Here is a 14,928-nt window from a genome sequence, read left to right on the forward strand (position 1 = left end):
CTTATTATTTTTTAATTTCTTCAAGAATTTGTTCAATTTTTTGTGCTTTGGTTTCAACATCATCAATTAAGAAAACAATTTCAGGTAATTTTTTATATTTTCAGCTTTTAGCAACAACCGAACGAATAAATGGTGTCATTGCCACTAATTTCTCTAGATATCTACTTTGGTTTTTAAATAAAGTTACATATATTTTGGCATGTGAGCCATCATTAGATAAAATTACATCATTGATTGCAACATTGGTTACATCAAAATCTTTTAGTTCATAAAAACTATTACCAACTAATTCTAATAATAATTGGGTTTTTCTTTCGTGATTAATCTTGTTCATTATACTAATACATCCTCGTAAAATTTTAATTCGTCATCTAATTCTATTTTATCAAATTCTTTGATATGAGTACCAAAATCAAAGCCTTTTTCCACTACTTTTACATCATTTTTTTCTCTTTTTAGGGAATCAATTTGTCCTTTAAAAATAACCTTATTTCGTCTTATTACTTCAACTTTTGAGAACTCTTTTACTTGTCCTGATGTTACCATACATCCTGCGATCGTTCCAACTTTTGAATAGAAGAACAATTTTATTACTTGGGCGGTACCAATTAATTTCTCTTCATAAACTGGTTCTTTTAATGTGGTAATTAGTGATTCTAATTCTTCAACAATTTTATAAATAATGTTGTGTTGAACTAATTTTATACCTTTTGAGCTTGCTAGTTTTTTCATTTCTGTACTAATGTTATTGTTAAAGACATAAATTCTTGAAAGTGAGGTTTCTGCTAAAAGAATATCCGATTTAGTTAATTCTCCTGCCCTTGCGCTTATAACATTAACTGCTACCTCATCATTTTTAATTTTTTGAATGGTTTGTTTAATGGCTTCTGCTGTTCCTTGAACATCAGTTTTGATAATAACATTGACAGTCTTCATTCCATCATGAAATGAAAAAGTATTTTTTTCGTTTAGTTCTTTTTGCTTATCTAAAAAGCCACGTTGATCAGCTAATTTTTTAGCAAATTTTTCATCGCTTAAAGCAACAAAACGGTCGCCTGATTGTGGGTTTTTATTAAGACCACTAATCACGCAAGGAGTACCTGGAATGGCTTTAGCAATTGGCTTACCATCCATTCCAACTAGGCTACGGATCTTTCCATATTGACTTCCTGCTACAATAAAATCTCTCGGTAGAAGTGTTCCGTTTTGGACAATTACTGTTGAAACTACACCGCGCCCTTTATCAATTTTTGACTCAATAATTGTTCCAATTGGATCACGATTTAGATTTGCTTTTAAATCAAGCATATCAGACTGTAGAAAAATAGCTTCAAGCAAATGATCGATATTATCATTGGTGAAGGCGGAACCATAAATGAATTGATACTGTCCACCTCACTCTTCACATAAAATGTCATGTTCACTTAGTTGACTCTTAATTTTTTCTGGATCAGCTGTTGGTTTATCCATTTTATTAACAAAGATGATAATTGGAACTTTAGCTGCTTTGGCATGCTCGATTGCCTCAATGGTTTGTGGTTTAATTCCATCATCAGCTGCAACAACAATAACAACAATGTCAGTTACCTTTGCTCCACGTGAACGCATTTCAGTAAATGCTTCATGACCTGGTGTATCTAAAAAGGTAATTTTGCGTTTGTTATATTCAACTTGGTAAGCACTAGTGTGTTGAGTGATACCACCAAATTCAGTATCTAAAACATTGCTTTTGCGAATACTATCAATTAAAGTAGTTTTACCATGGTCAACGTGTCCCATAATGGTCACAATTGGCGCACGATTAACTAAATCATTAGGATCATCAATGACAACATCTAATTTGTCAAAAATATTTTGGGCATCGACATTTTCTTCTTTTTTAAAGTCATAGTTGTAATTTAAACAAAGTTCGGCGATTTCCTCTTCGTTTAAGGTACTATTGATTGTTTTAATAATACCGTTTTTAAAATAATAAATTAAAATTTCATTTACAGATTTTCCAATTTTATTGGCAAATTCTGAAACCGTTAATGGTCCAGTAAATTTGAATATCCCGTCTTGTAGTTTCGTCTCCGTACTACTTAAATGTTCTTTTAATGAATCTACATTTGATTTTCTTTTACTATTTTTATTCATTCATTCACCTCTCCCTCTAAGTTATTATAAACTTCTATGTTAATGTTTTGTTTAAAAGCCTTATTCAAGAGCTTTTTTCGAAATAAAATGTTAATTTGATTTTCATCTAGCAAGCAATAAGCTCCGCGACCTGGGAGATTTTTGTGTTTGTCAAAACTAATGATGCCATCTTTGTTTTTGACAAATTTAATTAACAAATTAATATCGTAGATTTTGGCATCTACTATTGATTTGCGACTATATTTTCTATCAGTTTTCATCATCTAAATCACTCAAGTCAATATCATCTAATCCAGCAGCTAAATCATCATCTTTTTTGAAATCCTTCATTTTTGTAGTTGTAATTTTTTCATAATCAGGTTTTTCATTTACAACATTCTCAATTAGATCTGAATAAACATCTTCATCCTTGAATTCATCATCTTCCGAAAAACTTTCTTCGATTTTATTTAGAGTTTCTTCAAGCTCCTCATCAAATTCATTTGAAAACATTTGTTTTTCAAAGATGCCATCATTTTGTTGAGCTTTTTGTCTCATTTCAGCCAAAACCTCATCAAATTCATTAATATCAAATGTATTATCTAACATTCCAGTTGCTGGTCTATTTGATTTCTTTCTAAAGTTAGAATGAAGTCTTTTTCCTGATTCAAGTTGTCTAATTTCCTCTTCAGTAACATTACCATTTTCGATGTTAAAGGCAATATTTTTTTCAATTGCTTGACTTTGGCTTAGAATGTCTAATTTTACCCGAGTTAATTCTGATGCTAAGCTAACATTTTGACCTTTTCTTCCAATTGCTAAAGTATGTTGAGTATTAGGAACAATTACATAATATGAAGGGTACATTGATTTTTTACCATTATCATTTGCGATAACGTCGATAACCTTTGATGGATTCATTGCATTAATAATAAATTCTTTTTGATTATTTGAATATAAAATAACATCAATTTTTTCTCCACCTAATAAGGCAGAAATAGCGTTAATTCTATGTGAGTGATCTCCCATAATGCAACCGATTTCTTGTAAGCCAACTGGGGCTAAGTCAGTTTTTCGAATTGCAACTTTCGATCTTTCTCCGGGAATTCTGGCAATTTTAACAATTTCAATGTAGCCGTTAGCAATTTCAGGAACTTCTTGTTCAAATAGTTTGTTTATTAGTTTAGATTCAACAGAAGAAACAATAACTTGAGCATTTTTGCTCTCTTCTTTTACTTCTTCAATATAAACATCAATAAAATCTCCGGGTCTTAGCTTGTTTGTGATTTTTGCATTAGTACTTGATGGTGGCATGTATGCCGCAGCACCGTCAGATAGTTCGAGAATAATACCACTCTTAGTTAAATAATTAATTTTAGCTTTTGCTATTTCACCAATTTTATTTAAATATTTGGCATAAATCATTTGGTGCTCTAATTCACGTAAATATTGAAAGAAAGCCGATGATATTCTAATGTAATCTTTTTTCTGAAAATCATCAAAATTAATCTCTTCAGAAATGTCATCATTCACTTCAACATTTGGATCAATTTTTTTAGCAATACTAATTGGGACTTCAATGCAGCGGCTAATGTTGTCAATATCATTATGACTTTTTGGATCATCAATAACGGTTTTTTTGTGATTAATAACTTTGAAATTAAGATTTTTTTTATCTAAAATAAATTCTAATTCGGCACTTTCATCATATTCCTCTAAAATAATTTTTGAAATTGCTTTTTTAATTAATTCAAAAACTTTATCTTCATCAATATTTTTAATTTTTGAGAGATTATATATTTCTCTAAAAAAATCTTTTGAATTAAGGTTTGATTCATTCATATTATCTCCTTTTTTGAGTTTAAAATTTGTAGCAGTTTGTCTATTTCTAATTTCAAAAGGGTCAGCCTACTATGGCCAACCCTTTTTAATCAAGCGATTTAAAAATAGTACTCATATTATAAAACAATTTTGCAAGATTGAAAAATAAAAATAAAAAATTATAATTGTTTGCTTATTTTCAAATAATTTTACCTTGAATTCGATTTCGATCTTTATCAATATCAATAATTTTAATTAGTAGATTATCACCAACACTAACAACATCAAGTGGGTGGTTAATACGTTGTCCATCAAATTTTTTCATGTTAGTAATATGAATTAAAACATTTTCTTTTAAACCAATGAAGGCAAATGCGCCAAAATCGGTGACATTTTGAATTTGGCCAATTATCTCTTGTCCCACTTCAATATCATTCATAGTAAGAATCTTATCCGAAACAAGAAAACCGTTTTTGTCATCACGAATGTCTTTTTCGGGAGCAATTAGTGAATCAATGATTAAGTTTACATCATAAATATTAATTCCCAGTGACTTAACAATTTCTTCACGATCAATACTTTCAAGTGCTTTTCTATCAATATTTTGTAGGTCAATTTTTAGATAATCAACAATCCTGTCAGCAAGCTCATAGCTTTCTGGGTGAATATTAGTTTTATCATAAAATTTTTCTGAATCATGGATTCGTAAAAACCCAACTGATTGCTCATATGCTTTTGGTCCTAATCCCTTAACATCTTTAAGTTGATTTCTTGAATTGAACTTTACAATTTCCTTACGATATTCAATAATGTTTTCAGCAATTGAATTAGAAAGCCCAGAAATGTATGACAAAATGTGTTTAGTTGCAGTATTTAGATCAACTCCTACTAGGTTAACAACTTTATTAATTTTATAATCAAGTTCTTGACCTAGACGTTTTTGGTCAACATCGTGTTGATACTGTCCAACTCCAAGTGATTTTGGATCAATTTTAATAAGTTCATTTAATGGGTCTTGGAATCTTCTTCCGATATTAATTGCTGAACGATATTCTAACGTTAGGTCAGGAAATTCTTCTTGAGCAATTTTTGAAGCTGAATAAACTGAAGCCCCAACTTCGCTAACAATAGCAAATTTGATATCTTCATTTGGATATTTGCCGCTGCTTTTACGATGATTTAATAATTTAGCAACAAATTCCTCAGTTTCACGACTTGCTGTTCCATTGCCAATAACAATTAAATCGACTTTATATTTTGTAATAAAGTTATTAACTGTTGACACAGCTTCAAATCATTTTTCTTGACTGTGATTATGTGGATAAATAATTGCCTTATCTATGAAATTACCATTTTCATCAATCATTGCCATTTTACAGCCGTTAGTAAAGGCGGGGTCAATTGCTAAAATTCTTTTATCTTTAGTTGCTGGCCATAGCAGCATTTTTTCAAGATTAGAAGCAAAGATTTTAATTGCATCATCTTCTGCTCTTGTAAATAAATCATTTTTAATTTCACGAATAATTGAAGGTATTAGCAAACGATCTAAAGCGTCAAGAATACACTCTTGAATTAATTTTGCCGTTCTTTTATTTTTAAAGAACATACGATTTAGATTGAAAATCAGGATTTTCTCATTATATGTAATATCGTATGAAGTAACTTTTTTATCCTCAGCTCTTGAAATTGCTAAAATCCGGTGGTTAGGAATTCTAGAAACTTTTTCGTGATAGTCGTAGTATTGCTCAAAGATTTTCTTTTCATCTTCCGCATTTTTTTTCAATTTTGTGACAATAGTTCCAAAATTGTATAATTGTGATTTAACAAATTCTCTTGCTTTGATGTCTTGTGAGACAATTTGTGCAATAATAAATTTGGTTTGTGCCAAAACTTCTTCTTCGGTAGTTAATTTATCATTAAAGTATTTACGGGCTTCATGATACATATTAAATTTATCATCTTCGTTTTCCATAATCATTCTAGCTAGTGGTTCTAATCCCATAGCAATTGCATCAGATGCTTTGGTTTTTTTACCAATTTTGAATGGTTCATAAATATTTTCAACTTCTTGTTTAGTTTCCGAGTTTGTAATTTTGTTTTTGAGTTCATCAGTTAGTAGTTGTTTTTCTTCTAAGATAGCCAGAACATATTCTTTTCGCTTTTCTAGTTCTACATCATATAGATAGAAAGAGCTGATTTTAGCTACTGTATCCTCATCTAATCCCCCCGTAATATTTTTCCGATAACGGGAAATAAATGGAATTGTAGCACCATCTTGCAATAAATTTAAAGTATTTGCTACTTGTGTTTCTGTTAATTTAAGTTTCTTGGCTACATTTTGAATTGAAGTTGCCATATTTCTCCTTATATAGTTTGTTTTATTTATTATATATAAACAAACAATAATATTTCGAATAAAGTTATAAAGTCCGAAATAATAAAAAAAATGCACCACAAATAATGCATTTTAAATTTTTATAGGTATGTTTTAATTTCTTCACAGGCATCAACTAAGGCCTCAGAAATTTTTAATTCTTTTGTCGAATGGCCCGATGCAGCAATAATTCTTAGATCTGAATTTTTCATTTTCTTATGCAATAGATATGCACCAATAGGGCGGCAATCCATATCATAACGTCCATGCACAATAATGGTTTTAATATCCTTAATTTTGTCGGTATTATTTAGAATATAATTACGATCTTCTAAAAAAATGTGATTATAAAAATAATGATTTTCTAGACGTGCTAATTCCAAATTAGCTTTTTTATCAGCTAAGATTTCTTCAATCTCCGGAATTTTGTTTAAAGTAATCAAGCCAAGCTCTCATTTTGCTCAATGATAAGCAGCATTTTCAGCAATTTCTCTATTCTCGGAATTTAAAAGTTCATGATATGCCGCAATAATATTTGATCTCTTTGATTCTTGGCAAAAAGAAACAAATTCTTCATATTCTTGTGGGAAGAAATATGATGCACCGCCTTGATAAAGTCATATATCATCTTCTTCTCTTGCTAAAAAAACACCTCGTAAAATCATCGCAGCAACACGCTCTGGAAAATTAATTGCATAAATTAAACTTAATGCAGAGCCCCATGAGCCACCGAATAAAATGAATTTATCAATATTTAATTTTTCTCTTATTTTTTCAATATCATTAACTAATTGCATAGTGGTATTTTCTTTAATGCAGGCACTTGGAGTACTCTTGCCGCATCCTCTTTGATCAAACAAAATAACACGATAAAACTTCGGATCAAAATATTGGCGACTCGACTCAGAAATCCCTCCGCCTGGCCCTCCGTGAATGAAAAGAATAGGAATTCCGTTGGGATTGCCAACTTCTTCATAGTAAATATCATGAATTTTATCAACTTTTAAATATCCGCTGTTGTACGGCTCAATTGGATCATACAATTTCATAATTTCTCCTTTTAATTTAATCATTATGATTTTGATAACTCAATAATTTTAATTAACATTTGTCAAAAATAACAAAAAAAGCTATTTTAAATTTAACAAGCAAATTAAATTTTAATAAATTTGATTTTATTAGCTTGCATTATTAGGAAATAAATTGAAAAAATAAAAGAAAATATTGAAAAAACCCTAAAAATAGTATATTTTTAAAATTAATTTTTTATTAAGTGTTAAAATGGTAACTAATGAAATTGTAAGTATGTATGAAATTTTTAGTTTGATAAGAAATAGCATATTGACAAATCGCAATTAAAAAAATGCGACAACACAAAAATGTAGTTAATTAACAAAAAAATTAGATTGATTGCTAATTAGATATGCAATATTAAAATGAAACAGCTATAACATCAGATTTTTTGAAATATTGATTAAAAATTTAACATTTTACAAACAGGCTACAATGCTTATTTTAATAACAGAATGGATGAAACAATATGTACACGCAAATTGAAAAAACTATAGAACTAATTGATCAAATGATTGAACAATTCAATAACATGTATGACAAAAACATACAACTAATATTAAAAGGTAGCTATACCTTTGCTAAACAGGGACTAATTAGCAGAATGCCAAATGATCTTGATTTCTGCTTCCCCGATATAAAAAATGATGATAAAAAACAATTTTTAAATTTCATTAAACAACAAGAAAATGTAAAAATTATACTAGAAGATGGCAACCTTTTAACTTTCGAATTAAACGGTATCAAAATTGAATTAGTATCTCTTGAAAAAATTTCTGAACAATTTACTTCAAAAGACACATACAAAAATATTTTAACTTTAAAAACTGAGTTTGGGGTAATTCAAAAGATTTTGATGTTGCAATATGTTTTAAGCGATTGGTATGAACATGATCGTGTTTATAAGGTTAAGAATATTAAAATTGATCTAATTGAAATCTCTGATGCCGATCCAAAAATATGAGAAAAAATAACCACTAAAGTCGCCAAAGATTTCCTATTATCATGTGCTTATAATAGCTTTTTTATCTACCGCCACTACAATTATGATTCATATATAGACTACAAATTTGATTTAGAGAAAATTGAAGAAAATCTTTTTGACACCGAAAACCGTAATATTGTTTTAGAAAAGGCTTTTGTTTTTTTGAAAACTATTAACAAAATTAGAAATTTAAAATTGCTATACAAAATTTTTGACTTAGTATTAAGATCAAATCAAATCCTAGATGTTAAAAGCAAAAAACTAAATAGTCTTGAAGAAACTTATAACTATGAGGATGACGTAATTGATGAACCAACACGTTCACACAAAATCCAATTATTTAGAAGTGATGTTGGGCTATTAAAATACACTAATAAAAGTGATAATCTTTTCATTTGCAATATTAAAGAAGATAGCCAACTTTCAAAAAATAATAATAAGATTATGTGAAATATTTTTAATCAAGATTATTTTAAATTATCTTTTGGAAACTTAAAATCGAAATCAGTAAACAAAACCAAAAAATTCGGTATTGATAAATACTATGATTCAATGATTGCGATGCTAACAACTTTCGCTGACCGTTATTTAGAAAACAATAAAATGAATGTTTACTATTTATTTGATGAAGAAAGTTCATATGAAGATATTATGCAAAACTATCAATTAATATTTAGCCCTAAAATTGACGAACACAATAGTTGAGATAAGGAAAACATTATTATAAAATTACCTAAAAATGTTGAAGATACTCATAAAGAAACAATCACCAAATTTAAGGCTCTAGTGAAAAAATTCAAACTACCTGTTAAATTTATTTACCTAAATGATGTTAGGGCAGAGGATCAAAACAAAATCGATTTAATCTTACCGGTTGAAAGAAAAAACTACAAAGTTCTAACCAAGAACCTGTACTACATGCTATTTTTAATTGAAATAATCAATGAAAAAGGCATCTAAAACTCAAAATCGTTTGTCAGTAAAAGGCAAGTGATTTTTTTAATTAAATAAAAAGTTTAAGCGTTTTTGCTTAAACCCTTCATTTAATCATCATCACTAATCAGTTGCTGTAGATGAGTAACTAGTTTGCACTCTTCTTGCTCCATTTGATTTTTAAAATCAGCAAATGAATCGCATTTTGGAATAAAAAAGTTATAAGTATAAAGCGACCCTCCTAAACCTTTTAGTTCGCCAATTTTTTCTATGCCGATGTTTTGAAGATTTGGTTTGATAAAATAAGCACTTAGCGATCCTAGGCGTTCTTCATCACCTAACACATGTAAATAAGAAATTAATTGGTAGTAGTCATCTCGTTTGCTAATTGTTTCTTTATACTTGGTATCAATTGGAATTCGGTTATCCAAGATAAAATCTGGATAAATTTTGCGTTTGCCACTTAACATTTGATTTTTGCTATCTTTATTAAATAGGTAAATTCATGACTCTTTGTATTTTAGATGCCTTAAAACATTAGCAGTTATTGTGGCAATGTAATTCTCTCATAAAATTGCAATATCAATTATGATGCCATTTATTTTCCGTTTTGCTAATCCATAACTTGTTTTTTTATTATTCAAAATGTGAATGCATAATTCCTGCAAATCAGCATATTCAACAAAAAATCTGTGCTTTAATTTATTTTTGATGTTTTTATTCAAAATTAAATTTAAGTCTTTGGCAGAATAATTTGGAGTGATTGTTTTAATTAAATTAATATTTTTGATGTTTTCTAAATTGTTAGTTAAGATTGATTTGTTATTGGTTTTTTGAATTTTTTCAATAGTGTGTCTAATTAACATATTGAGATCATTCTCATAGCTGAAATCTCTGGTTTGATATGCTATCTTACCATTAAAGGGTAAATTAGTTTTAATGTGTTCAACAAAATTAATTGTCCCTCGAAAACTATGGTCATTATAGTTATTAGCAATATATTTTTTATACAATCCCTTTTTTAGGGCCTGATTTAAAAAATATGGAAACAAAAAGACCAATATGTTGTAATATTCATAATTTACATCACTACTTATCATTTGATTATTAACGCTATACTTCATATTTTTTAGAATTAAATAATGTAAAAAATAGTCATCATTATCTTCAGAACTAAATCTAGAGTTAATATTTATTTTTGTTTCATTATCCGCTAATCAACCAACAATGTTCCCAGTTCGAGCTTTATCATCAACGATATGAAAAATAAATTTCTTATCGTTTTCTTTAGTGTCTATGTCCCCTGGAAAAATAATGAAGTTTTCACTCTCTTTTAAGTGTTTTAAGGTTTTATTTGCTATTCTTTTGAACAAATTAGATTGAAGAAAATTAAAATGTTCAGATTTCTTAATTTCGCGATTATCTCTTAATTTTTTCATAACATTTATTTGCTCTAAGTTTATTCATTATCTTCCAAAAATATCTTCTCAACCTCTTCAATATCACTAGTAATTAATGAACACTCTTTTAAAAGAGGCTTAATTTTTAAATTTCATAGTTCTTCTTTGCTTTCATTTCCGCTATCCAAGCCTAGAAAATAACTAGCTCCTAGTTTATACTCTTCTGACAATTTTTCTTCAATTTTATTATTAACAGTTGTCATGAAATTAATTATTTCATCAGATTTTAACATTCATTTTGCTGATGTTTCGGCATCAATATTAATAAAGGCAAATCTACGACGCATAGCTATATCTAGTGTTTCAATAGAACGATCTACTTCATTCATCGTTCCGATAATATAAACATTTTCCGGAATATAAAACTTTTCACCACTAAGATATGAATACTGTGAATCAATAGCTCAATGTTCACCACGATAATCCTTTTCAATTAAGAAAAATAATTCACCAAAGATTTTAGAAATTTCTCCACGGTTAATTTCATCAATAATAAAAATATAATTGTTGTCTAAATCATCTTTTGCCTTGTCAATAAATTTCTTGAATATTCCATTACGAAGTTCAAAACCTCCTGATTTATTTGGCATAATTCCTTGAATAAAATTGCTATAGTCATAACTTGGATGAAATTGAACTAATTTGACTTGATTAATGCTACGCTTTGACAACTTATCATTTTTATTAAAACAGTGGGCTATCTGCTTTGCTAAATAAGTTTTGCCAATTCCTGGAGCACCGCTTAGAATGATATTTTTATGTTTTCCTAGAATGTTTGCATATTCATGAACATGATCCGGATATTCTATTTGATCAACTATTTCCATTTCATCATCTGACTCTTCTTTATCTTCATCAATATCATGTTTAATTAAAAATTTGTCCTCATGTGATGCGCCGAATTTATATGAACCTTGTTTATTATCAATTAATATATCATCCTTTACATCATCTTCATCAACATTTTCTACTGAATTATCAAATTCTTGCTTCTCAACATCGGTTTCATCTTCATTATTGTTTTCATCATCATGAAAAAGCTTCTCTTCAATTAAATAAGTTAATTTATCGCCATTCATTTCGATATTATGTTTCTTGAATTCTTCAATAAGATTGACAGTCAAAAAATAATTATAATAGTGTCTAAATTCGTTAAATTCGTTGTATTTTACCTTTTTAAAGAAATAATTTATAATTGCTCTACCATAGGTAAACTTATTTTTTGCTCTTGTTGATAGAATATTACAAATTACTTTATCTCCATTATATAGATTCATGATTTTTATCACAAAACTTGTGGCATTTAATCAAATGTTTTCATTTTTTTCAATAATTTTTTTAAACTCATCTATACTAGAAATTCCAATTATTTCTAATATAGATTTTTTAATATTGTCATAAATTTCCTTAACATTTTCATATTTTTCATTATATATGTATTTATTCTCGTTTTTGTTTCAATATATTAAATAATAGCTCGAGCCTACCGTAGGAACTAAGTTAAATACCTTTTGTGCATATTGAAGCATATAGCAGAAAGTGTCCTTACTTTTAAAACCCATTGCATATTTTTCAAGCGGCATATTTTTTATTGCATCTACAGTTCAAATGGTAGTAAATTTTTTTCTATCATCGTCAATTTCTTTTGCTCTATTTGCCATTGCCTCCATTTTTTCAGGATTAGATTCAATTTCGTTTTTATATCAGTTAATAAACTCTTGAATATTCTCATGATTTAATTTATAATCTTTCATTATTTCTTTATCTCCAATTTATTGTTATTTTAAAAATTTTAACACTTTAAACTGGTAATAAACAATAACAATAAGTGTTGACAATGTACCGAGCAACAATTTTCATCTAGAAAATTAAAAAAAGCATACAGAATTCCTTTATAAATCTGTATACTTTACTTTTTATAAATATCTTAATAAGCGATCAATTTCACGAATTTGGCTACGGTACATATTATCTTTAGCCCTTATTACCTTATCAATAATATCTAGAATTTTTCTTCCTTGTTGTTGCTTGTTTGGATTTTCTGCTAAATATTTTTCTAAATTAGCTTTAGGAAAATATAAATATAAATAATCAATACTTCATCAAATTGAACGATTTACTGAATCTCAATATTTTTTGAATGCTTGAAGGGGGTTGAAATTTAAACCGTTATTAAATTCATTATATTTGCGTTTTACTAAGTCAAAGAATTTAGAGTATTTGTTAGGTCTATTTTCTTTTGCTTTACGAATTTCGCTAATTACTTCTTCATCTGGAGCATATTCTAAGTCTGCTACCAAATCAAGCCCTTTTTGAATTTCATCAAAACGATCTGAATCACTTCTTAAAAGATCATATAATAATCTTTTTGCTGGTTCAGCATATGGATAATTTTTATAGTTAGAATTATCTACTAAATCATAAGTTATGTAATATAAATTAATATATGGTGATTGTTTCTTGTTTTTAACTTCAAATGAAGCGGCTACTAATGGCAAGGCAGAGATTGCAAGTGGCATAACAAAAGTAGTTAACAATAGGATTTTTTTCTTTTTCATATTTCTTATTCTCCTTTTTAGCTTATATAAATATTTTACAATTAGAAGAGTAATAGCATCCTTTGAAGCAAAAAAAGTAGAACTAATTAATATAATGTGAAACATTATTTTAATAGTTGGATATTGACTTAAAATGTTTTAACAACATTTTGCGATTAATTGATTACCTTTAGCATTGTATAAAAAATAAAATGAACTTTTATCGTCCATTTTATTTATCAGAAGAAACAATTATTTTAATAAATTTTCAATTTCCTTCACAATGCTATCAATTTCAGCAATTGACTCTGGTGATAAAGTTGCCCTTTTGTTAATTGGATCATTTATCTTGTCTAAAATTATTTTAGCTTTCGATACACCCATTTTTGATTTATCTTCCATATCATCTTTTCTTTTAGAAATATATGTTTCTAATTGGTCTTTTGCTTGGTATAAATTTAGATAGTTATAAAATGAAGGATCAGAAATTTTTTTCAATGTATTTCAAAATTTTAAAAATATGAAAACTCCAGTATCCTTCATATCCCTACCCATAACTTTGGTTTCGCTAGACACAAAATTTTCCTTTATGTTATCAGTAAAAACTAAAAATTTTTCATATGGCCCATTGCGAGAATTTGATACAATTACATTTTCCAAATCATCCTTAAATTTACCGTTATCTTTTGGGGAATTCTTATATGACCTAAAGTCTTCAATAAATTTCTTTCCTAAAGCAAGAATATCATTGTGTTCAGTATCGTTTACTTTTCCTAATAGTTCAAGTGTCTCACTATCAAATTTATAATTTTTATAATCAACACCCGAATTATATAGTTTTGCTAATGAATCATATGTAAGGAAAAATAAATTAAAATATCAAATTTCCCTTTTGAGTTTCAGCACTTCCTCACTATCTTCTTTTTTTATTGGAGGAACTTGAGGTTTATTGTTCATATCGCCTAGGTTTGGATTCATTTCTTGACTGCTCATATCTCCACCTGGTTTGTTAGGATCAGGAGTCATATTCATTTCATCACTAGGATTTTCTGGTTTTGGAGGTTTTGACATATTATTCATGTCGCCACCAGGTTGTGGCATCATACCTTGATTATCCATATCCTTAGGGGTGTCTGGTGCTGGAGGATTTGGCATATTATTCATGTCGCCACCAGGTTTGCTAGGTCCAGGAGTCATATTCATTTCGCCACCTGGTTTATTAGGGTCCGGGTTCATTGGACTTGGTTTTTGTGGATCTTCAGGTTTTGGTATTATTCCATCGCCAGGTTTATCAGGTTCTGGTTTCATCCCATCTCCAGGATTGCTAGGATTATCCTTGGCTTTTCCATTATCACATGCAGCAGCAATTAGGGGTAAAGTTGCAATAGTTGCAGGCAATGCTACTCATCACTTGAAATTTTTCTTTTTCATAGTTAACTCCTTCATATTCTATGGAGCAATTATAATATAAATAGCCTAAAAAATAAGTCATAAAAGTCAATTTTTTTGCTATTTTTATTCTTAAATAACCAGAAATTCAATTACTAGCCATAAAATCATAAAATTGCGCTTAATTTTTAAGTATTTAACCTTTTTTATTCTTAATAAAAATAAGAAATAAAAAACGCAGAT

General features: G+C 28.5%; 11 protein-coding genes. 1 reads left to right on the forward strand and 10 read right to left on the reverse strand.

The window, feature by feature from the left end; translation table 4 throughout:
• Positions 1–4: 4 nt before the first annotated feature.
• The 6 genes from rbfA to pip form a co-directional block, all read right to left on the reverse strand.
• Positions 5–334, reverse strand: coding sequence for a 30S ribosome-binding factor RbfA (rbfA, locus tag HGG64_RS01225; protein WP_169580155.1), 330 nt, complete (start codon positions 332–334; stop codon positions 5–7).
• Entirely contained in the window at positions 334–2,136 is a 1,803-nt protein-coding gene (gene infB / locus HGG64_RS01230; protein ID WP_169580156.1) for a translation initiation factor IF-2, read from the reverse strand. The genes rbfA and infB overlap by 1 nt, the downstream gene beginning before the upstream one ends.
• Positions 2,103–2,399, reverse strand: coding sequence for a YlxR family protein (locus HGG64_RS01235; protein ID WP_240939128.1), 297 nt, complete (start codon positions 2,397–2,399; stop codon positions 2,103–2,105). The genes infB and HGG64_RS01235 overlap by 34 nt, the downstream gene beginning before the upstream one ends.
• Positions 2,383–3,957, reverse strand: a complete 1,575-nt coding sequence (nusA, locus tag HGG64_RS01240) for a transcription termination factor NusA (protein ID WP_169580157.1) — start codon at positions 3,955–3,957, stop codon at positions 2,383–2,385. The genes HGG64_RS01235 and nusA overlap by 17 nt, the downstream gene beginning before the upstream one ends.
• 172 nt (positions 3,958–4,129) lie before the next feature.
• Positions 4,130–6,292, reverse strand: a complete 2,163-nt coding sequence (locus HGG64_RS01245; protein ID WP_169580158.1) for a helix-hairpin-helix domain-containing protein — start codon at positions 6,290–6,292, stop codon at positions 4,130–4,132.
• A gap of 119 nt (positions 6,293–6,411) precedes the next feature.
• A complete protein-coding gene (pip, locus tag HGG64_RS01250; RefSeq protein ID WP_169580159.1) occupies positions 6,412–7,359 on the reverse strand; it encodes a prolyl aminopeptidase in 948 nt (315 codons plus the stop codon).
• 491 nt (positions 7,360–7,850) lie between these two features.
• On the opposite strand from pip, the gene HGG64_RS01255 reads away from it, so the two are divergent.
• Positions 7,851–9,326: a hypothetical protein gene (locus HGG64_RS01255; RefSeq protein WP_169580160.1), complete on the forward strand. Its 1,476-nt coding sequence runs from the start codon at positions 7,851–7,853 to the stop codon at positions 9,324–9,326.
• 83 nt (positions 9,327–9,409) lie between these two features.
• Here the strand turns inward: HGG64_RS01255 and HGG64_RS01260 are convergent, their stop codons facing one another.
• The 4 genes from HGG64_RS01260 to HGG64_RS01275 all read right to left on the reverse strand — a co-directional run bounded on the left by HGG64_RS01260 (position 9,410) and on the right by HGG64_RS01275 (position 14,727).
• Complete coding sequence (locus HGG64_RS01260; RefSeq protein WP_169580161.1) at positions 9,410–10,738, reverse strand: 5-methylcytosine restriction system specificity protein McrC; 1,329 nt, start codon at positions 10,736–10,738, stop codon at positions 9,410–9,412.
• A 20-nt stretch (positions 10,739–10,758) separates the two neighbouring features.
• Positions 10,759–12,513, reverse strand: coding sequence for an McrB family protein (locus HGG64_RS01265; protein WP_169580162.1), 1,755 nt, complete (start codon positions 12,511–12,513; stop codon positions 10,759–10,761).
• A gap of 162 nt (positions 12,514–12,675) precedes the next feature.
• Positions 12,676–13,317, reverse strand: a complete 642-nt coding sequence (locus HGG64_RS01270; RefSeq protein ID WP_169580163.1) for a hypothetical protein — start codon at positions 13,315–13,317, stop codon at positions 12,676–12,678.
• Between the two features lie 231 nt (positions 13,318–13,548).
• Positions 13,549–14,727 carry a hypothetical protein gene (locus tag HGG64_RS01275; RefSeq protein WP_169580164.1) on the reverse strand — a complete coding sequence of 393 codons (1,179 nt, stop codon included), beginning with the start codon at positions 14,725–14,727 and terminating at the stop codon, positions 13,549–13,551.
• Positions 14,728–14,928: the final 201 nt, after the last annotated feature.

Origin of the sequence: Mycoplasma phocoeninasale (assembly GCF_012934885.1) — a bacterium.
GTDB lineage: Bacteria > Bacillota_I > Bacilli_A > Mycoplasmatales > Metamycoplasmataceae > Metamycoplasma > Metamycoplasma phocoeninasale.